The organism is Methanobrevibacter sp. (genome assembly GCF_045120835.1).
Lineage (GTDB): Archaea > Methanobacteriota > Methanobacteria > Methanobacteriales > Methanobacteriaceae > Methanocatella.
In genome coordinates, this window is sequence record NZ_JBGVFE010000095.1 from 57,418 (window position 1) to 78,274 (window position 20,857).

At 36.0% G+C, this 20,857-nt stretch carries 25 protein-coding genes; 21 read left to right on the forward strand and 4 right to left on the reverse strand.

Annotated features, from left to right (window positions below):
* Positions 1-45: 45 nt before the first annotated feature.
* From ACJMLO_RS08655 to ACJMLO_RS08670, 4 genes are all read left to right on the forward strand, one after another.
* Positions 46-810: an aspartate dehydrogenase gene (locus ACJMLO_RS08655; RefSeq protein ID WP_405295891.1), complete on the forward strand. Its 765-nt coding sequence runs from the start codon at positions 46-48 to the stop codon at positions 808-810.
* Positions 810-1,532 carry a tRNA(His) guanylyltransferase Thg1 family protein gene (locus ACJMLO_RS08660; RefSeq protein ID WP_405295893.1) on the forward strand — a complete coding sequence of 241 codons (723 nt, stop codon included), beginning with the start codon at positions 810-812 and terminating at the stop codon, positions 1,530-1,532. Before ACJMLO_RS08655 ends, ACJMLO_RS08660 begins: the two co-directional genes overlap by 1 nt.
* Positions 1,529-2,221, forward strand: a complete 693-nt coding sequence (locus tag ACJMLO_RS08665) for a Mov34/MPN/PAD-1 family protein (RefSeq protein WP_405295895.1) — start codon at positions 1,529-1,531, stop codon at positions 2,219-2,221. Before ACJMLO_RS08660 ends, ACJMLO_RS08665 begins: the two co-directional genes overlap by 4 nt.
* Positions 2,222-2,801: 580 nt before the next feature.
* Positions 2,802-3,053 (forward strand): hypothetical protein, encoded by a 252-nt coding sequence (locus ACJMLO_RS08670; protein ID WP_405295897.1) that lies wholly within the window; start codon positions 2,802-2,804, stop codon positions 3,051-3,053.
* A 401-nt stretch (positions 3,054-3,454) separates the two neighbouring features.
* Here the strand turns inward: ACJMLO_RS08670 and serA are convergent, their stop codons facing one another.
* Positions 3,455-5,026, reverse strand: coding sequence for a phosphoglycerate dehydrogenase (gene serA, locus ACJMLO_RS08675; protein WP_405295899.1), 1,572 nt, complete (start codon positions 5,024-5,026; stop codon positions 3,455-3,457).
* A 294-nt stretch (positions 5,027-5,320) separates the two neighbouring features.
* Between serA and ACJMLO_RS08680 the strand changes: the two genes are divergently transcribed.
* Complete coding sequence (locus ACJMLO_RS08680) at positions 5,321-5,659, forward strand: heavy metal-binding domain-containing protein (protein ID WP_405295901.1); 339 nt, start codon at positions 5,321-5,323, stop codon at positions 5,657-5,659.
* Between the two features lie 7 nt (positions 5,660-5,666).
* Entirely contained in the window at positions 5,667-6,464 is a 798-nt protein-coding gene (locus ACJMLO_RS08685; protein WP_405295903.1) for a hypothetical protein, read from the forward strand.
* On the opposite strand, the gene ACJMLO_RS08690 is transcribed toward ACJMLO_RS08685, so the two are convergent.
* Together ACJMLO_RS08690 and ACJMLO_RS08695 are read right to left on the reverse strand one after the other, a co-directional pair.
* The gene (locus ACJMLO_RS08690) at positions 6,461-6,847 is read right to left on the reverse strand and encodes a hypothetical protein (protein ID WP_405295905.1); all 387 of its coding nucleotides are present in this window, start codon (positions 6,845-6,847) and stop codon (positions 6,461-6,463) included. The genes ACJMLO_RS08685 and ACJMLO_RS08690 overlap by 4 nt on opposite strands.
* Positions 6,848-6,856: 9 nt before the next feature.
* Complete coding sequence (locus tag ACJMLO_RS08695; protein WP_405295907.1) at positions 6,857-7,789, reverse strand: transcriptional regulator; 933 nt, start codon at positions 7,787-7,789, stop codon at positions 6,857-6,859.
* Between the two features lie 54 nt (positions 7,790-7,843).
* Here ACJMLO_RS08695 and ACJMLO_RS08700 point away from each other — a divergent pair, with 54 nt between their 5' ends.
* The 11 genes from ACJMLO_RS08700 to ACJMLO_RS08750 all read left to right on the forward strand — a co-directional run bounded on the left by ACJMLO_RS08700 (position 7,844) and on the right by ACJMLO_RS08750 (position 17,207).
* Complete coding sequence (locus ACJMLO_RS08700; protein WP_405295909.1) at positions 7,844-9,112, forward strand: DUF1743 domain-containing protein; 1,269 nt, start codon at positions 7,844-7,846, stop codon at positions 9,110-9,112.
* Between the two features lie 207 nt (positions 9,113-9,319).
* Positions 9,320-10,201 carry a DUF3100 domain-containing protein gene (locus ACJMLO_RS08705; RefSeq protein ID WP_405295910.1) on the forward strand — a complete coding sequence of 294 codons (882 nt, stop codon included), beginning with the start codon at positions 9,320-9,322 and terminating at the stop codon, positions 10,199-10,201.
* Entirely contained in the window at positions 10,198-10,692 is a 495-nt protein-coding gene (locus ACJMLO_RS08710) for a hypothetical protein (RefSeq protein ID WP_405295912.1), read from the forward strand. Before ACJMLO_RS08705 ends, ACJMLO_RS08710 begins: the two co-directional genes overlap by 4 nt.
* 156 nt (positions 10,693-10,848) lie before the next feature.
* A complete protein-coding gene (locus ACJMLO_RS08715; protein ID WP_405295940.1) occupies positions 10,849-11,736 on the forward strand; it encodes a DUF3100 domain-containing protein in 888 nt (295 codons plus the stop codon).
* Positions 11,737-12,228, forward strand: coding sequence for a hypothetical protein (locus ACJMLO_RS08720; RefSeq protein WP_405295914.1), 492 nt, complete (start codon positions 11,737-11,739; stop codon positions 12,226-12,228).
* A gap of 83 nt (positions 12,229-12,311) precedes the next feature.
* Entirely contained in the window at positions 12,312-13,718 is a 1,407-nt protein-coding gene (locus ACJMLO_RS08725) for an MmgE/PrpD family protein (protein ID WP_405295916.1), read from the forward strand.
* Positions 13,719-13,723: 5 nt separating this feature from the next.
* On the forward strand, positions 13,724-14,626 hold the full coding sequence (locus tag ACJMLO_RS08730; RefSeq protein WP_405295918.1) for a peptidase: 903 nt from the start codon (positions 13,724-13,726) through the stop codon (positions 14,624-14,626).
* A gap of 4 nt (positions 14,627-14,630) precedes the next feature.
* A complete protein-coding gene (locus ACJMLO_RS08735) occupies positions 14,631-15,503 on the forward strand; it encodes a fumarate hydratase (protein ID WP_405295920.1) in 873 nt (290 codons plus the stop codon).
* Positions 15,504-15,558: 55 nt separating this feature from the next.
* Positions 15,559-16,353, forward strand: coding sequence for a citryl-CoA lyase (locus tag ACJMLO_RS08740; protein WP_405295922.1), 795 nt, complete (start codon positions 15,559-15,561; stop codon positions 16,351-16,353).
* A 4-nt stretch (positions 16,354-16,357) separates the two neighbouring features.
* The gene (locus tag ACJMLO_RS08745) at positions 16,358-16,867 is read left to right on the forward strand and encodes a nitroreductase family protein (RefSeq protein ID WP_405295924.1); all 510 of its coding nucleotides are present in this window, start codon (positions 16,358-16,360) and stop codon (positions 16,865-16,867) included.
* A 1-nt stretch (position 16,868) separates the two neighbouring features.
* On the forward strand, positions 16,869-17,207 hold the full coding sequence (locus tag ACJMLO_RS08750; RefSeq protein ID WP_405295926.1) for a hypothetical protein: 339 nt from the start codon (positions 16,869-16,871) through the stop codon (positions 17,205-17,207).
* Here the strand turns inward: ACJMLO_RS08750 and ACJMLO_RS08755 are convergent.
* Entirely contained in the window at positions 17,200-17,523 is a 324-nt protein-coding gene (locus tag ACJMLO_RS08755) for a hypothetical protein (RefSeq protein ID WP_405295928.1), read from the reverse strand. The two genes, ACJMLO_RS08750 and ACJMLO_RS08755, sit on opposite strands and share 8 nt — an antisense overlap.
* A gap of 61 nt (positions 17,524-17,584) precedes the next feature.
* Here ACJMLO_RS08755 and ACJMLO_RS08760 point away from each other — a divergent pair, with 61 nt between their 5' ends.
* The 4 genes from ACJMLO_RS08760 to ACJMLO_RS08775 all read left to right on the forward strand — a co-directional run.
* The gene (locus ACJMLO_RS08760; protein ID WP_405295930.1) at positions 17,585-17,935 is read left to right on the forward strand and encodes a hypothetical protein; all 351 of its coding nucleotides are present in this window, start codon (positions 17,585-17,587) and stop codon (positions 17,933-17,935) included.
* Positions 17,936-18,100: 165 nt separating this feature from the next.
* Complete coding sequence (locus ACJMLO_RS08765) at positions 18,101-18,415, forward strand: V-type ATP synthase subunit H (RefSeq protein ID WP_405295932.1); 315 nt, start codon at positions 18,101-18,103, stop codon at positions 18,413-18,415.
* An 11-nt stretch (positions 18,416-18,426) separates the two neighbouring features.
* A complete protein-coding gene (locus tag ACJMLO_RS08770) occupies positions 18,427-20,427 on the forward strand; it encodes a V-type ATP synthase subunit I (RefSeq protein WP_405295934.1) in 2,001 nt (666 codons plus the stop codon).
* Between the two features lie 70 nt (positions 20,428-20,497).
* The coding region (locus tag ACJMLO_RS08775; protein WP_405295936.1) for a V-type ATP synthase subunit K at positions 20,498-20,857 on the forward strand (360 nt) is incomplete at its 3' end.

Below are 20,857 nucleotides of genomic sequence, written 5' to 3' on the forward strand. Positions count from 1 at the left end.
AATCTTTCATCAATTCTTTTTTTATAACTTTTTTTCAGTGATACTATGAAAGTAGGTATTATAGGCTGTGGAGCTATTGCTAACATTATAACAACCAGCATAGTTCCCGAAGAAAACGGTATTGACATTGCATACTTTTTTGATAAGGATATTGAAAGAGCGGAAAATTTGGCAAGTCGTGTAGGTGGAGTAGCTGTACTTAAATTTGAGGACATGTTGGATGATGTTGATTTGATTTTAGAATGTGCAGCGCCTGTTTCAGTAAAGGAGTATGCTCCAAAAATATTGGGACATGGCATTGATATGATTGTAATGAGTATTGGCGCATTGATGGACAATAAATTTTATAGGGAGTTGGAATCTTTAGCCAAAAAACAGAATGCCCGAATACACCTGCCTTCTGGGGCTATTGTTGGTCTGGATGGAATCAAGGCCGTTGCCAAATTCGGTCTTAAGGAGGTAACACTCACCACAAGAAAATCACCGAAATCCCTTGGAAAGGATATTGACTGTGAGGAAATTTTGTTTGAAGGAAAAGCTTCTGAAGCAGTAAAGGAATTTCCCTTAAACATTAATGTTGCAGCAACCATCAGTATTGCCTGTCAAAGGGACATTGATGTTAAAATTATTGTCGATCCAAATGTTGACCGTAATGTTCATGAAATTACAGCCAGAGGGGACTTTGGTGAATTCAAAACACTAACTGAGAACCTTCCTTGTGAAGCTAATCCAAAAACAAGCATGTTGGCTGCATTGTCTGCAATAAGATTGCTTAAAAGTTTTAATGAAACCATTAGTGTGGGAATGTAATGAAGGAGTATGAAGTTTATTCATCTATGAGAGTTCCAAAAAACTCCAAAATCATCATCCGCTTGGATGGCAGGGCATTTCATAAGCTGGCTTCAGATTTGAATCTGGTGAAGCCCTATGATGAGAATTTCTATAAAATAATTTCAAAAGTTTGTTTGGATTTGTTCAAGGAATTCTCTCCACTTTTCGTTTACACCTTTTCAGATGAAATAAGCTTACTTCTAGATAATGTTCCTTTTGATGGCAGAATTGAAAAGATTGATTCTGTAATTGCCAGCTTCACTGCCGGGTCGTTTGTCATTCATTATGGTGCTGAGTTTAAAAAGCCTCCGGCTTTCGACTCAAGGATTATTCCAATAAGTGATGGGGATATATTGAGATATTTCAGATGGAGGCAGGATGAGTCATGGAGAAATTGCGTAAATTCTCATGGAATTTACTACCTCAAAAACAGCTATCCAGATAATGAAGCAAACGATAAAATAAAAGGCATGAAATTAAATGAAATACATGAATTCTTGTTTCAAAATGGCATTAACTTGAACGATGTTGAAACTTACAAAAAACGCGGGATAGCAGTATATAGGAAATACAATAAAGTCGAAGGTTTTAATAAAAAGGAAAATAAAAACCAGACATCATACAGAAGTTATGTTTACACGGACTGGGAACTTCCGATATTTAGTGAAGATTTCTTTAAAAGCATTGGGGTGATAGAATGAGTTTTATATCAAAATTATTTGGCAATGATGATGAGGAATTTAGAGAAGTCAGAGTTGACCGTGAAGTTCTTGAATCAGTAATTTACTATTCAAAAAAAGCTTATCCGAATGAATTTTTGGCATTCTTTGATGGGGAGATAAAGGACAAAATACTCTACATCACCGGGTTGATATTTCTTCCGGGCGAAACCTGTGAAACCGGAGCGGTGATTCACACTGAATTGATTCCCATGAATACAAAATACATGGGTTCTGTTCACTCACACCCAGGACCGAGCGCTCAGCCATCAGATGCAGATTTGATGACCTTTTCAAGACACGGATATTTCCACATGATCGTATGTCTTCCCTATTCATTAGACACATTCAAATCATATAACCGTTATGGTGAGCCTGCGGATTACACATTGGGGGATTATAGAGATTTCATTGACAATAATCCTGAGGATTTCTTTGATGAAAGTGATGTTGTAACTGACAGTGATGTTTTCAAGCCGGGATTTTTCGATGAGGAGGACGATGAATTTTTCAAAACATTGGATGATGAAAGAGACAACATCTATGAAGAGAAATTCGAAAAACGACCTCATATTCAAGTCATTTCCAATACTGAAATGCCTCATAATGTAATAAAAATAGAATTGAATCCTGATGGTAGTGTTAAAAGGGTAACAAAAAATGAAAAATAAAATAAAAAATCATGGTGAACAATAATTACTTTTTATGTGATGAGGAATGCTTGGTGATATGTTCTGTTGAATACAATAATGTGGTTCAAGTGCATCATTTTTAAAGATAATGAATATTATGCTTATATTCAGCATGGTGAAGATTAGAAGTTCAATAGGTTGGATGTGGACTGTTATCATGGGAATTGATTGTTTTATAGGATTATAAATAGCAATAATGTTGTCACCATTTGGGACGATAAATAGTAACATGCTATCTGACTGAAAAACTGTAATCTTAAAGCCTAACTATTTGATTGTGAAAATAGATTAAAAACTTATATTTATAATTCTATCTATTATAATGGAAGGAATAAAAGATAAAAATGATATCAAACATTTTTTTTAATTATATAGTCCTCTGATTATTCCCACATTAAATCCTGAAAATTATCATTTTTAATAGGTTTGGAATAGGTTCCTCCCTCATAACGGTCACCTTAAACATAAGTTAATTAAGTAAAAGAAGAAAAATATAATATGTGTTTGAAATGAATATTTTCCTGAGAATTATTCAAAATGCATTTTAAGAGGTAAAATAATGGATAATATAGTGTTTAAAGATTGTGAATATCGTTTCACTGAAAACAATGAATTATACTGTAAAAACAAAACTGGTACTGACATAAAATGCGATAACTGCAAAGAAAACATTCACTTGAACTGTGACAACTTCAGTCCGAAAAAAGATTATTGCTTGAAATTTTTCAAGGAAAATATAAGTGAAGTAACTGAATGCCAGGAAAAAACAGTGTTCAATGATAAAGACTTGTCCAGAAAATGGAGTAATTAGTTATAACTAATCTTGTTTGAGATTTGATGGCAGAGACCAGATCATTCAATTTCAGATGAAAGTTGAGATTGATGTGAGCGGAAAGAAAACAATTCTTAAAAGTATTGATTCATGTAATTCAGTTCTTAATTTCAACTAATATAATATTGGATTACATTTGGTTATTTGGCACAAAAATGAAAAGCTTCAATGAGTGAGGATTTTTTCCTCCAGTAAACATGTTTTTTTACCAATATGTCTTATATTTGGGGTTTGTTGGTCTTTTTTTAAATTTTTGTTCGTTTTAATATTTAATAACATTTTTTGGTGTTATTGCTCAGTGGAAAAATAGACAAAAAATAGAGAGAGTAAAAGTTTGGTAAACTTTACTCTAGATATACATTATGGTGAAAAATTGTTTTTTATAATTCTAATCCGATAGCTTCATAAACATTGTCTAAAGCTTGGATTTCTTTAATTACTTCTTTTGGAATTTCTTTATCTAAAGTCAGAACCATGATTGCTCTTCCGCCCTGTTCATCTCTTCCGACTTGCATAATTCCAATGTTGACATTATGTTCGCCCAATTTGGTTCCGATTTTACCGATGCTTCCAGGAACATCTTCATATTTTGCAATGAACATGTGTCCTTTAGGAATGACATCTACCCAATATCCGTTCACTTTCAATATTCTTGCTTCGTGTAGGTGGGTACCTTCAGCTGCAAAGGAATCTGTTTCACTTTTTGCAACTACTTTTATCAGTGATTCATATCCTTTGGCATTGTCTTTTCTTCCTTCGGTAATGCTGATTCCTCTTTCTTTGGCTACAAGAGATGCATTGACTGCATTAACCGGTGAACTTAAGAACGGATTTACGGCACCTTGGATGACTGTTCTGGTTAAAATCTCAAGATTGTCGATTTCAGCCAATTCTCCACTGTAAACAATTTCAATTTCTTTAATTTTTCCGTTAACTGCCTGGGATATGAAACTGCCTAACTTTTCACATAATTCCATGTATGGAGCCAATTCCTGGTAAGTGTTGTTGTCAATACGTGGCATGTTCAATACGTTTTTAGGGTTGTTTCCTTTGGTCAATTCAATGATTTCATCAGCTACAATGATTGCGGCATCCCTTTGTGCTTCTTTTGTTGAAGCGGCAATATGAGGAGTTAATACGATATTGTCAAGTTCAACCAATTTTGAGTTTTCAAGAGGTTCATTTTCATATACGTCCAATGCAGCACCGCCAATTTTATTATTTAATAAAGCTTCATAAAGTGCATCTTCGTCAATGACTCCACCACGAGCACAGTTGACAATATATGCGCCGTCTTTCATGATTTCAAACTGTTCGGTTGAAATTGAATGTTCAGTTTCAGGAGTTAATGGAACGTGTATTGTAATAAAATCAGCATTTTTAAGGACATTGTCGAGGTCTGTTAACTCAACGCCCATCTGTTTTGCTACTTCTTCAGGCAAGTATGGGTCATATGCCATTGCATCCATTCCAAATGCCTTGCATCTGTTGACTACCTGTGAACCGATTCTTCCCATACCTATTACACCGAGGGTCTTGTTTCTAAGTTCAACGCCCATGAATTTTTTCTTTTCCCAGTTGCCGTCTTTTACGGATTTATCTGCAATTGAGATTTTACGGGCCATGCTTAAGATCAGTCCCATGGTATGTTCCGCTACTGTAACGGAAGTTGATTCAGGGGAGTTCACAACCATAATGCCCTTTTCGGTTGCGGCATCAAGGTCGATGTTGTCCACTCCAACACCTGCTCTTGCAATAATTTGTAAATTGTCAGCTTTTTTAATTATGTCTGCTGTTAATTTTGTTCGGCTTCTTACAATAATTCCATTGTATTCATGGATGGTATTAGCTAACTCTTCAGGAGTAATATCAGTATCTACTACGACATCTGCTACTTCCCTTAGATTTTCTATACCCTTTTCGTTAATAGCATCAGCAATAAGTACTTTCATATTTTCACCATAATTTTTAAAATATTTAATCATAAATATTAATAAAATATTTATTTTTTATTATATTTAAAATTTAAATTTTTTTCAAAAAGCAGACAAAAATTTATAATTATCAGAATTTTTATTTGCCTATGTGTATGGGGGGAGAGTAGGCGCCTTTGATAATTATTTTAATGGGATTTTTAAAAATACATGGAAATAATATTTTTTCAACAGGTTTTGCGAATAATAATTATTATATATATTAAAAGAACATATTCAATACATATTTAATAAATTTTTTATGGTGTAAATATGGTAAGCGTAGAAGAATTTCCAATTTCAACAGCAAATGACATTCCGGGCTTTAAAACAGTGGAGACCAAAGGATTCATATATGGTTTAACTGTCAGAAGTAGAGGTGCCGGTGGACAAATCGGTGCTGGCATCAAATCATTGTTCGGTGGGGAAATCACCCAATATGTGAAAATGATGGAAGAGTCAAGAGAGGAAGCGTTAGAAAGAGCAATCGACCATGCAAAGGAACTTGGTGCAAACGGAATTGTTGCAATCAGATTTGATTCAAATGAAATATCCGATGTAATGCAAGAGATTCTTGTATATGGAACTGCTGTTGTAGTGGAAAAAGAATAGTGGTTTTATGTTTTTTGAGGATTTGGAATATAAAGGAAAAGTAATACCACAGACAATTTTGGGCTATGGTCCGTTTATGGCCGAACTTTACTATGGTCACAGGTCAAGGCTTTACCTGGATGATTTATACAATAATCCTCAAAATGCCGCTGAAGTCATCATCGAGTCATATAATCATGGCATAAGGGCAATCAATCTTGTCAATGATGATAATCTGCTTAAGGCATATGACCTTGCAGTCGATGAAGGCTGTGAGATGAAGGTTATTGCAACAATAGGCAAAAGTGATGTCGACTACCTCAATCCGAACTATGAAGTCGCCAAAGAGGTTGACTGGGATGAGGACATTGAATTGTTTGCCCAGTATGACTGTCCGGTCATGCTGGTTGATGAATTCATAACAGACGGATATGACTGGAGGTTGACTTCAAAAATTTTAAACAGAATTAATGATTCGGGTTCACTTTCAGGTCTTGTCACTGCATTTCCTTCAAAGACATCAGACTTGCTTTTAGAAAACAAACTGGACATGAACCTCTTTGATTTTTACATGATTCCGTATAACAGTCTTTCATATATGATGGATATCAGTGCATTCAATGCTTCCCAAAGGCAGGAATTCATTGATAAGATTAAAAAGCTGAATAAAAAAATAATCGCAACCAGAATACTGGCGGCAGGGGTTCTTAAACCAAAAGAGGCATACACATTTTATCAGAATGTTGATTTTGTAGATGCAATATGCATGGGCGTTGCCAAGGTCAGTGAAGCCCGTGAGGATTTTGAAATTCTAAAGGAATATTAAAGTTTGATAATTTCATATTCTTCAAAAGGAATGTGGCCGTCAGCTTCAAGGGATTGGTTTAAATCAGCCAGTCCATTAATCAAATCTTTTATATTTTTATTTGAAGGTTTTTTGCCTGTAATCTGCAGGTATTGTCTAGGTGAGATTTCACAAAGTTCACATTCGAAATTGCAGCATCGGTTCTTTTCTTCACATCCGTAACCTTCTTGAGCTTCGTCGGTTCCGATTACAATATCATCAAGTATGCGTGAAACTCTCTCGTCTGATGCAAACATTGCTATTTTTTGGGTTTTTCCGCAAATTCCAATAGCTCTTTGACCTTTAAAGTTACAAACCCATTTGATTGGATAGTTTTCCATGTCACTTATTTGCAAATCTTCCATGTTATCACTCTAATTTTCCTTTCTCTCTTTAATCATTTTCAGCAATTCTTTTGAATTTTCAAACTCTTTCAGTTCCCAGGATTTTATTACCGGAACAGTTCCAATTGATTCTTTGATCTTATCATTGTTAATTATAAAAACAGGTTCTGAGGTCGTAACCATTGACAAATCCTTAAGAGGAATCGCCATTCTTTTCAAGGTCTTTTCACTTCTGTTTTTCTCAACATTTGCCATCAGTGGGGAATGTTTGTTTGAACTTTTCATTTTGGCTACCGCATCGAAGGGACTTTTATTTGTGGATATTACTCCATATCCGAGTTTTGACAAGTCATTGACATCATCGCTATACTCAATGTCTTCTTTTTGAGGCTGTTTTAACAAATCAATATCCAAAGTTACTTTCGTATTCAGTATTTCTTCAAGAATCATTGCTGTTTCGGTATTGGCGCGAACTATTCCGTTTTCATATTTGTACATTGTTGCACGGGATACGTGTGCAAGACTTGCCAGATCCTTTAGGGACATTGAATATTCTTCACGGTATTGTTTTATGACACTACCGTCAATTTTGACGAAGTATCCTCCACGGTCTGCCAAAATTTCAGGATATTCTCCATACATTATCATGTTTTTGAGGGTTTCAAAGCCAATGGTTGGAATTTCATATCTTTCATAAATTACTCCATCCTCTAAAAGACCGTTTCTGGACTTTTCTCCAATGATTATTGGGGAAGCCAGGAATATATTGGCCAATTGCTTCATCTCATGGGCATTATGTTCATTGATGCTGTCAATATTTAAAAATGTTTTTAAGAGTAATATCTGCAGGTTTTTCCTTGCCACAATATCAAATGAGCCCTGGTCATATATGTCTGAGGTTTTAAAACCTTGGGATGTCAGTAAAGTTTCGATATTGTGCAAAAGTTGGCTTCGAGTTAACATTTAAAATACCTCTATTAAACTATATATTGTCTTAACTTTAATATATTTTAGTAGGTGATTTTGATTAGGAATTTATATATTGGAATAGATGACACAGATTCTCCCGACGGAATGTGCACAACATATCTTGCAAGTCAAATTATAAATAAATTTAAGGAGAACGGAATAAATTTAACAGATTATCCTAGACTAATCAGACTAAATCCTTTCGCTCGCCATAAAACCCGTGGAAATGGAGGGGTGGCTTTAAAGATATTGGATGATGATAATGCAGGCCTTGCAAAGGAAATCGTTCTCGAGGAGGTCCGAAAACTCTCGATGTTTGACTGTGACAATACTAATCCTGGCGTAATATTTTATGATGGCGAAATTACTGGGGAAATGAGGGATTATGCATTCCGGGCAATCTATGAGTTCATTACAATTGATGAGGCTGAAGAGTTCGGACGCTCTGTCGGCTGTGAGATTCATAAGTTCAAAAAAGGAAGGGGAATCATAGGATCTATTGCAGCAATAAGCCTGCCTTTGGACGATTTCACTTATGAGCTGCTTGCATACAGGGCTCCTGAAAATTTTGGAACCGAAAGGCAAATCGATTACGAATCTGTTTATGAGATGGATAAGAAAACATTTCCGGATACCTTTGAAAATGTGGATTATTCCGAGAACTACATTGCAATCGAACCGAAAACACCATGTCCGGTTTTATATGGAATTCGGTCAAATACGCCTGATGCTTTAAAAGATGCCAAAAACATAGTAAAAGTCAAAGAGCCAATTGACGATTGGTGTATTTTTAAAACCAACCAGCATACTGACATGCACATTCAGAACGCTTCTCAAATATCAGGCATGAAACAGTTCGGATGTTACCGCGTCAAGGGCAAAGTAAAAAACAGGCCTAAAATCATTGATGGGGGGCACATGTTTTTCTGCATTGGCGATGAATCTGGAGAGATTGAATGCGGAGCATATGAGCCGACAAAAAATTTCAGAAAGATTGTATCTAATTTGATGCCTGGAGACATTATTGAGGTGTATGGTGGAATTGGCGAGCAGAACACATTCAACATCGAGAAATTTCAAGTCATTGAATTAAATGATGTGGAATACAGAAATCCAGTTTGTGAATGTGGCAAAAGGATGACGTCTGCCGGAAAAAACAAAGGGTTCAAATGTAAAAGATGCGGCAGAAAATTAGAGTCAAATGAAAAAGTTCCTATTAAAATTCAACGTGATTTAAAAAATACTGAATTTTATGAAACTCCAGTTTCTGCAAGGCGTCATTTGTCAAAACCACTTTGTCGTATGGATATTGATTAAAACAACTATTTTTATGATTTGTCTTTCAAATTAAAAAACTATTAGTCTTTATTTTTAATTCACTTTTTGTGAAATAAATGTTTATTTTTTTCGATTTTTTTTCATATTTTTAGAACTTTTGAGAACAAAACCATAGCAATTTATATAGTAGTATTCTCAAAGCAAAGATTAATTAACATATTTTGCATTTAATTGGAGGTCATTATTTTGGATAATGATAATTTTAATAGTGATATTGAACATCCTTTTCGTCAAAAAACGGATAAACGTATTTTAAAGAAAAATCCATGGAAGGATTATGGATTGCACATAACTGTGCTTGTTCTGGTGATTGTTGCCGAGTTGATTGGCCCGATTGAAATTCAGCTTACAAAAGATGTTACAGTTTCTATAATGCCTTTGTTGTACACAATGGTTTTAGGTTTGGTCTTTTATCTTGCAAAACCAATCAGATGGATAGAAAGAAAGCAGTCAAGAGTTGCTGAAGGGGCAATGATGCTTTTTATCGGGGTTTTAATTGCTAAATTGGCAATATCAAGTGGGCAGTCCATGCATTTATTGTTTGAAATGGGTCCGGCATTGATGTTACAGGAATTGGGGCATCTTGCAACAATATTGATTGCGCTTCCTATTGCCTTATTGTTGGGATTTAAAAGAGAAACCATTGGGATGACGAATTCAATTGGACGCGAACCTGAAGTTGCTGTGGTTGTTGATAAATATGGGTTTAATTCACCTGAATCCAGAGGAATATTCGCTCTATTTATTGTGGGAACAATAATCGGAACGGTTTTCATTAGCTTTTTTACAAGCATTTGCGTATCTATTTTGCCGTTGCATCCTTATGCATTTGCAATGGCCAGTGGGGTAGGCAGTGCCAGTATGAATGCCGCCTCTCTTGGCCCGACATTGGCAGCATTTCCCGCATTGGAAACAAGTATTGAGGCATTTGCGGGATTCAGTAATCTGCTTTCATTTTCAGTGGGAATTTATATCGTCATATTTATTGCATTGCCTTTGACTGAGAAATTGTATTATATTCTGGAGCCTAAGATTGGAAGAAAGGCTATTGTTGAGGGGGATGAATGAAAATGCCTGATTTGATTGACGGGACTGAAAACATATCGGTCCATGGAATCTTTAATTGGATATTATTGTTGTCAATATTTTCAGTTATTACTGTAATAGGCAATTATATAGGATATAAACACCCTATTTATGATTCATTGATCGGTATGGGGATATTGTCTGTGATTACTCTTGTGGGGGTTTGGATGGAAAGGTCACTTCCGTTTAACATTTCTTCAATAATATACATCAGTGTTATTGGTATTCTTTTGGCATTTCCGGGCATGCCTACATCCGATATGCTTTCATATTACGTATCTCGTGTCGAACTATTGTCTATCGTCACTGTTTTTCTGGCCTATGTGGGTATTGGTATGGGTAAAAGCTGGAATGAGTTCAAGGCACTCGGTCCACGGGCAGTTATTGTAACTGTTCTTGTTATTGCATCCACATATCTCGGATCTGCGATTGTGGCTCACATTGTTTTAATTTTTACTGGTGTTCCAGTATAACTTTTTTTCTTATTTTGTGAAATTTATTACTATTTTTTGTTCCTATTTTATGAATTTTTGACATGATAATGCTATTAATTTATATAATAGGTTTCTAGAAAATATTAAGTATAGTATAAATTTTGACATATAGTCGAAAATACTTGGGAGCGGGATATTATTCCAGACAAAAGCAATGATGGTCAGGTAGAACATCTTTATCGTGAAAAAACGGATAAGCGTATTTTGAAGAAAAATCCATGGAGGGATTACCGTTTACATGGTACTGTACTTATTTTAGTAATCATTGCTGAGCTGATAGGAACAATTGAAATTCCAATCATGAAAAATGTCTCAATTACCATAATGCCTTTGATATATACCATTGTCTTAGGTCTTGTTTTTTATCTCGCCAAACCGATTACGTGGATTCAAAGAAAACAGGCCCGTATTGCTGAAGGAGCAATGATGCTTTTTATCGGTGTTTTGATTGCAAAACTTGCTGTATCAAGTGGCCAGTCCATAGGTTTGATATTTAAAATGGGTCCGGCTTTAATATTGCAGGAAATTGGGCACCTGGCAACTATTTTAGTGCTCCCTGTTGCATTGTTTTTAGGATTTAAAAAAGAAGCTATCGGTATGACAAACTCTATTGGTAGGGAACCGAATGTTGCTGTTGTCGTTGATAAATTTGGATTCAATTCACCTGAATCAAGAGGGGTCTTTGCAATATTTATCATCGGGACCGTAATAGGTACAATATTCATCAGCTTTTTGGTAACATTCTCATTATCATTTTTACCGCTTCATCCATATGCATTTGCAATGGCAAGTGGAGTTGGAAGTGCCAGTATGAATGCTGCGGCCATAGGTCCGACTTTGGCGGCATTTCCGGGTTTGGAAACTCAAATTGAAGCATTTGCAGGATTCAGTAATCTATTGTCATTCTGTGTTGGAATATATATTGTAATATTTATCGCACTGCCACTGACCGAAAAGGTCTATGACTGGCTGGAACCTAAAATTGGAAGGGATTCTATAATGCCTAAAAAGGAGGAGGAGTAGATGCCTGATTTGATTGATGGATCTGAAAATGTATCTGTGCATGGTATTTTAAACTGGATTGTGCTTCTAATCATATTTTCAGTCATTACTGCAATAGGTAACTTTTTGGGCTATAAGCATCCGATTACCGATTCTTTAATTGGAATGGCCATATTGTCTTTAATCACCCTTGCAGGTGTCTGGCTGGAAAGGGAACTTCCTTTCAACATATCATCAATCCTTTATATCAGTATATTCGGTATCGTTTTGGCGTTTCCGGGCATGCCGACATCCGAATTCGTCCTATATTATGTGTCTAAAGTAGAACTATTGGCCATTGTAACAGTATTTTTAGCTTATGTGGGTATTGGAATGGGTAAAAGTTGGGATGAATTTAAGGCTTTAGGTTGGAGAGCAATTGTCATAACTGTATTGGTTATTGCAGCAACATATTATGGAGCAGCTATTGTGGCACATATTGTCCTTGTCTTGACTGGTGTTCCGGCAGCATAATTTTCTTTTTGATGTTAAATTGCTTTAATCAATAACTGAACTATTTTAATACTACTTTTTACAAATATTAGTATTGGTGTTTTATGTTTTTACAAAATATTTCTAAATTTATTTCAAATTATCGCTATGAACAGGCAACCGTAGAGTCTATTACCACTGTTAAGGCAGCATTTCTAGACTTTTTTGGCGTTACTTATAGGGGGATGGGAGAAGACGCTCCTCAAATAGCTTATAATACTGTCGAAGAAATATTTTCTACAAATCCCAATTCAAATTTAAGGGCATCCATTATCGGAACCAAATTTAAAACCGACGTTTTGAATGCGGCATTTGTAAATGCCATTGCAGCACATGTCCTGGAATTGGATGATGGTCACAGAGGAGCTCAGATTCATTTGGGTTCAGTAATATTTCCAACTGCTCTTGCAATTGCCGAGGCATACGATTTGAGCGGAAGGGAATTCATCGAGGCGGTCATCGTCGGCTATGAGGTTGGAATTCTTCTGGGAAAAATAGTCAATCCTAAGCATAGGGATAATGGATTTCACACAACAGGAACTATAGGAGCATTTGTTGCGGGAACTGTTGCTTCAAAGCTATTGAAACTTGATGAGGCACAGATTTTAAATGCATTGGGTTTATGCGGCACTCAGGCTGCTGGACTTTTGGAATCGGATCATGGAGGATCCATGGGCAAGGTTTTGCATGTTGGAAAAGCAGCTCATAATGGAATATTGTCCGCATATCTTGCAAGAAACGGTTTTACCGGTAGTGGAACTATATTTGAAGGGGATGAAGGTTTTTTGAAGACAATGGTTGCAGATGACGAGTATCTCATGAAAGACTTTTCTTTGGAAAATGCCCTGAAGGATGTTGGAAAGGTCAGGGTGAGGGATATCTACTTTAAGAAATACCCATTCTGCAGACACATACATTCATCAGTTGACACTGCACTGAAGCTTAAGGCAAGCATTGGCGATGAATATGACCATATTCAAAATGTAGCCATAAAAACATATGCCGTTGCAGCTGAACATAACAATTACAATCCTAAAAACATTGAGGAACTCAAACAGAGTCTTCCTTATGCGGTTGCAATTTCTTTGGTTGTAGGGGATGTCAATGTTGATGGACTCAATCAATTATTGGAATTTGGTCTTTTGGAGAATTATTCAACTGTTGATAAGGTTAACAGCATCAAAAGATTGGTAAACAATATGGTAATAATTTCCGATGAGAAGCTGAATGAATTGTATCCTGATAAAAGGCCTTCAAACGTCATTATCAAATTGGATAATGTATTTAGAAACGGAGTATTTCAGAATATTACTCTGCTTCCGAAGGGAGACTTTGAAAATCCGTTCCAGTTAAGGGATCTGATTGACAAATTTAAAGTTTTGAATCCTCAATATGATGTCAATAATTTGACTGTAATAGATTCGCTCGAAGAGTATTCCATGAATTATGTCGTTCGAAAATTAAATGGGTAGATATTATGGATAATACAAAGAAATTCCTTAAAAAAATAGGTATTGAAGAGACATCTTCGGATTACATTTCCCAAAAGCGTTTTGGTGATGGGGGGCAGTTCCGTTTTGAGGTTCCCGGAATCCAATCTCCAAAAACAATGAAAGCGCTCCTGGATGAGGCAAATAAAAATGACATTTTCATCCACCGCGTTACCCAAACTAAGGGAATCATGATGTTGAGTGACGAGGAAATCACAGAAATGGTTGGCTTGGCTAAAGATTACGGCTGCGAACTGTTTCTCTCAGTTGGCCCAAGAGCAACATATGACACTTCCGCAACTGTCCATACCAAGGAAGGAAGCAGGATTGGTTATCGTCTAAGGGGCTATGACAATCTTGTTTATGGAATTGAAGATGTAAAAAGAGCATGCGGATTGGGAGTTAGGGGAATTTTACTTTATGACGAAGGATTGCTTTGGGTTTTAAATCAGATGCGCAGTGAAGGAGAAATTCCTGAAAACGTTCATTTTAAACTTTCCGCTCATGCGGGCCATTCGAATCCTGCATCAGCAAAACTGCTTGAATCTCTGGGTTTGAATTCACTAAATCCGGTTCGTGATTTGCAGATTTCAATGATTGCATCCATTAGGGCTGCAAGTAATATGGCATTGGATTTGCATACTGAAAATCCGAAATCCACTGGTGGGTTTATTAGACATTATGAAGTTCCGGATTTCATAAGGGTTGCCTCTCCGGTTTATTTAAAAACAGGCGGGTCTGTTGCTGCCAATCATAATTGGGACACTACTGAATCGGAAGCAAGAGCTCGCATAAAACAAGTGAAACTTGTTAAAAGAATGATTGATGAGTATGCACCTGATGCAGTTGTATCTCCAGATAAATCAAATGATTTGGCCGTTCCCGAGTGATTTTATGGATATTATTGATGACATCTCCAAATCCATCATTGAAGCTTCAACCACACTTTCAGATGACAAGTTCAATGCTTTAAAACGGGCCATTGATGAGGAAGACAATGAAAATGCCCGATGGGCTTTAAATCAGATTTTGGAAAATTATAAGGTTTCAGAAGAAATTAAATTCCCATTATGTGATGATACTGGTATTCCTCACGTGATTATTGAAGTCGGGTCTGAAAGGGAAATTACAGGAAATCTGTTAAATCAGATTCATGAGGGTATAGCTTTGGGGTTAAACAATCTTCCGGCAAGACCGATGGCAGTAAAAGGAGATGAATTTGAAAGAATTGAGCAAAGCAAAGGATTATATGATGTTCCGGGCAAACTTTCTCCGGCATCAATATTGATAGATACGGTCAATGATGAATCTACATATGGAAGGGAAATATCGCCTGATACATTAAATGTGCATTTTCTGCTTGAAGGTGGTGGGCCTGAAATCAGATCAAAGACCTTCAGGGTCTATCACAAGAGATCTTTTGATAATGTCATAGATACTGCATGCGAATGGCTTGAATCATCACTTGAGAAGTTGGGATGCACTCCATCAATTCCATCAATCGCAATAGGGCGAACACATTATGAGGCCACTTCACTTTTACTCAAATCTATTGCTTATGGGAATTTGGATAGCTTAAATCAGTATGAACAGGATATTGCAGATAGATTGAATAGGACAGGCATAGGTCCTTTGGGTTTAGGTGGAAAGACTACTGTTCTTGGATGCTATTTGAACATTGGAAATCAGAGGGCAAGTGGAGTCAGAATAGTTTCAATAAGGCCGTCATGTTTTGTCGAACCGAGGGTTGCCACATTGAAATTGTAAGGTTTATATATTAATTTGATATTATCTTTAATTAATGAGTAAAAAGGTTTAAAAAATGCAAGAAAATAATTTTAAACTCAATCCAAAGTCTTTAAAAACTGCCGTTACCCGAGTCGAAAAGGACAAAATAGTGACTAGGGGGTATAATCAAAGGGATTTAATTGAAAAAATTAGATTTTCCGACATGGTTTTTTTAATTCTAAAAGGCAGAGTGCCTTCCTTAAAGGAAAGTAAGATTTTTAACTATGTTTTAGTTTCATTCTGTGATCATGGTGTAACGCCGCCAAGTACACAGACCGCAAGACTGATAACCTCTTCAGGCTCACCAATCAATTCGGCCATTGCTGGAGCGTTGCTTTCATTTGGAAACAAGCATGCGGGAGCAATCGAAAAGGCGATGGAACTGTATCAGTCAAAAATCGATTCGATTCATCTGATTAATGATCGGGGCATTGACAATAAGCAGATTGCAAGTTTGGCCATTGAAATATACAATGAATATGTTGTCAAAGGCAAGAAGATACCTGGATTTGGCCACAGATATCACGATGTTGATCCAAGAGCAGACAAATTAATGGAAATTGCTGTTGACAACGGATATCTTGGACCGCATATTAAATTGGCCTTGGCTCTTCAGGATTTGGTATACAGCAAAAAACATATTAAACTAAATGTTGACGGTGCTAATGCTGCAATATTATCCGATTTGGGTTTTGATCCCGAATTGGGAACAGGTGTTTTCATGATTGGAAGGCTTCCAGGTTTAATTGCACACAGTTATGAAGAAAGGATGGATGAAGATGAATTCAGAAGATTTTGCGATTTGGATGATGTAGAATACATGGGGTAAAAAAATGGAATTCATAGATGTTATTAATGAAAGATATAGCGTAAGAGGATACCTTGACAAGGAAGTGGAAAAAGAAAAGTTAGAATATGTGCTTAAAGCCGCCACAATCGCTCCAACTGGAGTTAATGCGCAGGCCTTTAAGGTATATGTTATCGACACCAAAAAATACAAGGATGAACTGTCAGAAATATATGCCGCCAAATGGTTTGTTGAAGCTCCTTATGTGCTGTGTGTCGTTGCCATAAAAAATGAGGCATGGACAAGGCCATGGGATATGAAAAATATCGCAGACATTGACGCCACAATCGTAATGGATCATATGATTCTTGCGGCTACCGATGTCGGTCTAGGCACCTGTTGGATTGGAGCGTTCAAGAAAAACAAGGCTTATGAATTTTTAAACTTGGATGAAAACGAGGAAGCAGTTGTATTCACTCCTTTAGGTTATGGAAATGCCGAACCAAGAGACACTCCAAGAAAAGAATTGGATGAATTTGTAACTTATATCGATTAAAATGTCTTTATTTATATTGGGTGCGGATAATTCAAAGGAAATGGATAAAATCTCTGAGGAATTATCTCAGCACAAGTTCAAAACACTTGAAAAGGAAGATAACTATATTCTAATGAAAAGACGACGTTATGGGAATATCCTAATACATGTGGTCTGTCTGATTATAGCGTTGACATATATTGATTTTGTAATATTTATCAATGTAGTGTATTTTGCTTATTCATTTATCTGGGCATCACCAAATGTGCTGATTACAACAGAAACGGTCGGTGATGATGGTGAACCATTGAAATTCAGCAATATGGATGAAATATTGAAAAAAGCCACTGCAATCATATGATTTCATCAACACTATACTCTTCTATTTTTCTTATCAGTACCGGACTGCTTGCATCATATTCAGATTCTTCGCCTATTTTTGCGTTAATGAATACTTCATTTACGCTTGGCTCTGAAAACAATGTAAATAGGTCTGCAATGAATTCATCATAATCTTTTTGAACGTTTTCGTCACTAAAACCTAAGCGAGGAATTTCCTCTGTCCAGATATCCTCTCCCGGAGAGAATTTTTTGTCAATGACCTGTCCGTCACTTATCTGCCCATCCAGTGTGAGTGAAAAATTTCTGTTTAAAATAATCCAAACTGCTCGTTCCATATGAATAGTTAAGATAAAATGATATAAATATTATAAAGTTTATATTAAGATTAGTGTTATTATGGCAAACGTTAAAATGTTTAAATTATTGGGAGTAATGTTGGCAGTGATGCTAGTTGTATGGGGAATAGCTCCTTTTTTAAGACACCAGACAATTACAAATGATGTCATTGCTACTGCAATTATCTTAATTTTGATTGCTATAGCATATATGATTATATTATTTAATCCAAGTTGGACCAAGGCGGTTTTCTTTTTTGAGGGAATAATTATAGGTTTTACTGGTTACACTTTACTTGCTTTTCCTTACAACATCGAACTGGCAATTGTAGGTATAATCATTGTTTTAATAGCAATTCTTGCTTATTTGCAAAAATTACCTCCTAGTATTTTGAAATGGTTTTACAGATAATTTATTTATCTTTTATTCTTTTTTTTCTCAAATATTTTCATGCAAATATTATTATTTAAATACTTTTTTTTATTCAAAATTCAATTTTACGAATTCTAATCAAAATTGAATAGTAAAAGATATATATATTGCTCAACAAAAATAATTTCACCATGGTGATTAATTATGGCAGAGATATCAGACGCAATCGCAATGATAAAAAAAGCTGAATCAGATGCTGAACAACTTATTGTTGATTCAGAGGTACAATCAAAAGATTTGATTGCTGAATCACAAGTTAAGGCTGATGAAATTATTTCTACAGCCAAATTGCAAGCTGAAGATGACGCTAAAGATACTGTTTTTGATGCAGAAGATAAAGCTAAAAAAGAAGCACAATCTATTGCTGAGCAGTCTCAAGCGGACGTAAAATCCATTAAGGACAAAGCTATGGCTAATGTAGATGAAGCTGCTTCAATAATTGTCAAAAATATTTTGTAGTGTGAGATTATATGTTCAAGACAGCTAGAATGCGTAAAATTAGAATAGTTACACTGGATAAGTATGTAGCTCCTACAGTGGATGCGCTCCACGAATCCGGGCTCATACAGGTCAGTGATATTTCTGATAGCATTCAGCAAGATCCTGAATTAGCGGAATTAGTGACTCCTGCTAAAGCCACTCCATACACTGGTAAATTATCTTCACTTCTCATGAAAACAAACGGTATATCTGAACTATTAGGAAATTCTTTATCAGAAGGCCATGGGTTAAAGGACACATTAATGTCTTTTATTAGTCCAGATTTACCAGTTCAAAAGGAAGTTGAGAGTTTGGATACTGAGGCTTTTATTGCAAAAGCTGAAGACACTCTAGCTCAGGTGGAGGCCAAAACAAGTGTTATAGAAGGAAAGCTTGCCGCACTCGACGCTGAAACAAGTGAACTACAGTCTAATAAAAGTTTGGCTAATCGTTTATCCAATTTTGACATGAATTTAGCTGACTTGAAAGATTCAAAGTACACTTCTACTACTGTTGGAAGGATTAATGCTGAATCTGCTTCAGAAATCAAAAATGAATTAGGTAATTTGACAGATGAATTAGATATGTTTACTGTCCCTGCGGATGATAAAGACACAGAAATTATCGTCGTAGTGACATTAAATGAATATAACGATGATGTTTATTCAACACTTCGTAAATATGACTTTGAGAAAATGGAAATAGGCAATGTTGAAGGAACTCCTCAGCAAATCATTTCCAATGCTGATGCAAGATTGGCGACCATTGAATCAGAACGCGCTTCAGTCAAAACTGAATTGAAGGCAGTTGCTGAACAGTGGGACGATGATATATTAGCACTCAAAGAACAGTTAGAAAATGAAAAAGAAAAGAACGAAATTCTATCTTCATTTGTTCAAACCAAAGATGCTTACGTTCTTGAAGCATGGGTGCCTGTAAAGGATACCGAAAAGGTTGAACAATTAGTAGAAAAAAGTTCCGATGGACATTGTGCCTTTGAAACAATAGAGGTTGAAGGTACAGATGATGAAGATGTTCCTATCCTACAACAAAACGGATGGTATTCAAAACCTTTCGAATACCTTGTTGATATGTACTCTCCAGTACGTTACAATGCAATGGATCCTACAATATTTGTTGCAATCACTTTCCCATTCTTCTTCGGTTTCTGTTTAACCGATGCAGTTTATGGTTTATTTGTAGCTCTTATTGGTGTAGTATTACTCAGAGGTCTTGGAAAAGTTAAAGAATCAATGCATTCCTTCGGTTGGATTTTAATCTGGTCAGGTCTGTGGGCCGTTGTACTGGGTTTGATAACCAACGGTTTCATTGGGGATTTCCCACAAAGAATAGCGGGATTCCGTTTGCCAACTGTATATGCTCCTGTTGAAGCATTTGTACATCCGGATACTATTTTGATAATAGCTATCGCAATTGGTCTTTTATACACCAATATCGGATTTATATTAGGTGCTATCAACAACTTAAGATACGGCAATACTAAAGATGCAATCGGTTCTCAGATTTGTTGGTTTGTTTTTGAAGCGGGTATTATCTTGCTTGCTTTAGGACTCAAGGTGCCTGCAGTCGGTATGATTGGTATGGTATTAGGAGGAATATTAATAGTTGCAACTATTGGAATGTTGGTATGGGCTAACGGTGCATACGGTGTAATGGATATTTTCGGTTACATGGGAGATGTATTGTCTTATGCTCGTCTTTTAGCATTATGTTTAGCTACCGGTGGTATTGCTATGACAGTCAATATTTTAGCTAAAATGATGAATGATATGGTTCCATTTGTCGGAATTGTACTTGCAATCATTGTATTCTTCGGTGGTCATATTGCAAACTTCCTTTTCCAAGTATTAGGTGCATTTATTAACGCTTTACGTCTTAACTATGTAGAGTTCTTCTCTCAATTCTTCATGGAAGGTAAAGGTAAATTCGAAGCTTTCAAAGCAAAAAGGACATTTACAAAACTTAAATAAATTAAAAATTTTTCATTTATATCTTAAATTAAATTAAAAAAATCAATATTATTTCAAAGGTGAATTAAATATGGTAGAAATAGGCTTAGGAGCTGCTTTAGCAGCAATTGGTGCTGGAGTAGCAATAGGTTTTGCCGGATTAGGTTCCGGTTTAGGGCAAGGTATGGCAGCTGCTGGTTCTGTAGGAGCAGTTGCAGAAGACAACGACATGTTCGCTAGGGGTATTATTTTCTCTGCATTACCAGAGACTCAGGCTATTTACGGTTTCTTGGTTGCAATCTTATTATTAGTATTCTCAGGTTTATTAGGTGGAAATGCAACTAAATTAACTTTAGAAGCAGGTATTATTGCTATCGGTGTAGGTGCATCCATTGGTTTCGCAGGTTTAGGTTCCGGTATGGGACAAGGTATCGCTGCAGCATCTTCCGTT

Bases quoted from the DNA above. Each gene is read 5' to 3' on its own strand.
- ACJMLO_RS08655 (WP_405295891.1), top strand. From the start codon at position 46: ATGAAAGTAGGTATTATAGGCTGTGGAGCTATTGCTAACATTATAACA.
- ACJMLO_RS08660 (WP_405295893.1), top strand. From the start codon at position 810: ATGAAGGAGTATGAAGTTTATTCATCTATGAGAGTTCCAAAAAACTCC.
- ACJMLO_RS08665 (WP_405295895.1), top strand. From the start codon at position 1,529: ATGAGTTTTATATCAAAATTATTTGGCAATGATGATGAGGAATTTAGA.
- ACJMLO_RS08670 (WP_405295897.1), top strand. From the start codon at position 2,802: ATGGATAATATAGTGTTTAAAGATTGTGAATATCGTTTCACTGAAAAC.
- serA (WP_405295899.1), bottom strand. From the start codon at position 5,026: ATGAAAGTACTTATTGCTGATGCTATTAACGAAAAGGGTATAGAAAAT.
- ACJMLO_RS08680 (WP_405295901.1), top strand. From the start codon at position 5,321: ATGGTAAGCGTAGAAGAATTTCCAATTTCAACAGCAAATGACATTCCG.
- ACJMLO_RS08685 (WP_405295903.1), top strand. From the start codon at position 5,667: ATGTTTTTTGAGGATTTGGAATATAAAGGAAAAGTAATACCACAGACA.
- ACJMLO_RS08690 (WP_405295905.1), bottom strand. From the start codon at position 6,847: ATGGAAGATTTGCAAATAAGTGACATGGAAAACTATCCAATCAAATGG.
- ACJMLO_RS08695 (WP_405295907.1), bottom strand. From the start codon at position 7,789: ATGTTAACTCGAAGCCAACTTTTGCACAATATCGAAACTTTACTGACA.
- ACJMLO_RS08710 (WP_405295912.1), top strand. From the start codon at position 10,198: ATGAAAATGCCTGATTTGATTGACGGGACTGAAAACATATCGGTCCAT.
- ACJMLO_RS08720 (WP_405295914.1), top strand. From the start codon at position 11,737: ATGCCTGATTTGATTGATGGATCTGAAAATGTATCTGTGCATGGTATT.
- ACJMLO_RS08725 (WP_405295916.1), top strand. From the start codon at position 12,312: ATGTTTTTACAAAATATTTCTAAATTTATTTCAAATTATCGCTATGAA.
- ACJMLO_RS08730 (WP_405295918.1), top strand. From the start codon at position 13,724: ATGGATAATACAAAGAAATTCCTTAAAAAAATAGGTATTGAAGAGACA.
- ACJMLO_RS08735 (WP_405295920.1), top strand. From the start codon at position 14,631: ATGGATATTATTGATGACATCTCCAAATCCATCATTGAAGCTTCAACC.
- ACJMLO_RS08740 (WP_405295922.1), top strand. From the start codon at position 15,559: ATGCAAGAAAATAATTTTAAACTCAATCCAAAGTCTTTAAAAACTGCC.
- ACJMLO_RS08745 (WP_405295924.1), top strand. From the start codon at position 16,358: ATGGAATTCATAGATGTTATTAATGAAAGATATAGCGTAAGAGGATAC.
- ACJMLO_RS08750 (WP_405295926.1), top strand. From the start codon at position 16,869: ATGTCTTTATTTATATTGGGTGCGGATAATTCAAAGGAAATGGATAAA.
- ACJMLO_RS08755 (WP_405295928.1), bottom strand. From the start codon at position 17,523: ATGGAACGAGCAGTTTGGATTATTTTAAACAGAAATTTTTCACTCACA.
- ACJMLO_RS08760 (WP_405295930.1), top strand. From the start codon at position 17,585: ATGGCAAACGTTAAAATGTTTAAATTATTGGGAGTAATGTTGGCAGTG.
- ACJMLO_RS08765 (WP_405295932.1), top strand. From the start codon at position 18,101: ATGGCAGAGATATCAGACGCAATCGCAATGATAAAAAAAGCTGAATCA.
- ACJMLO_RS08770 (WP_405295934.1), top strand. From the start codon at position 18,427: ATGTTCAAGACAGCTAGAATGCGTAAAATTAGAATAGTTACACTGGAT.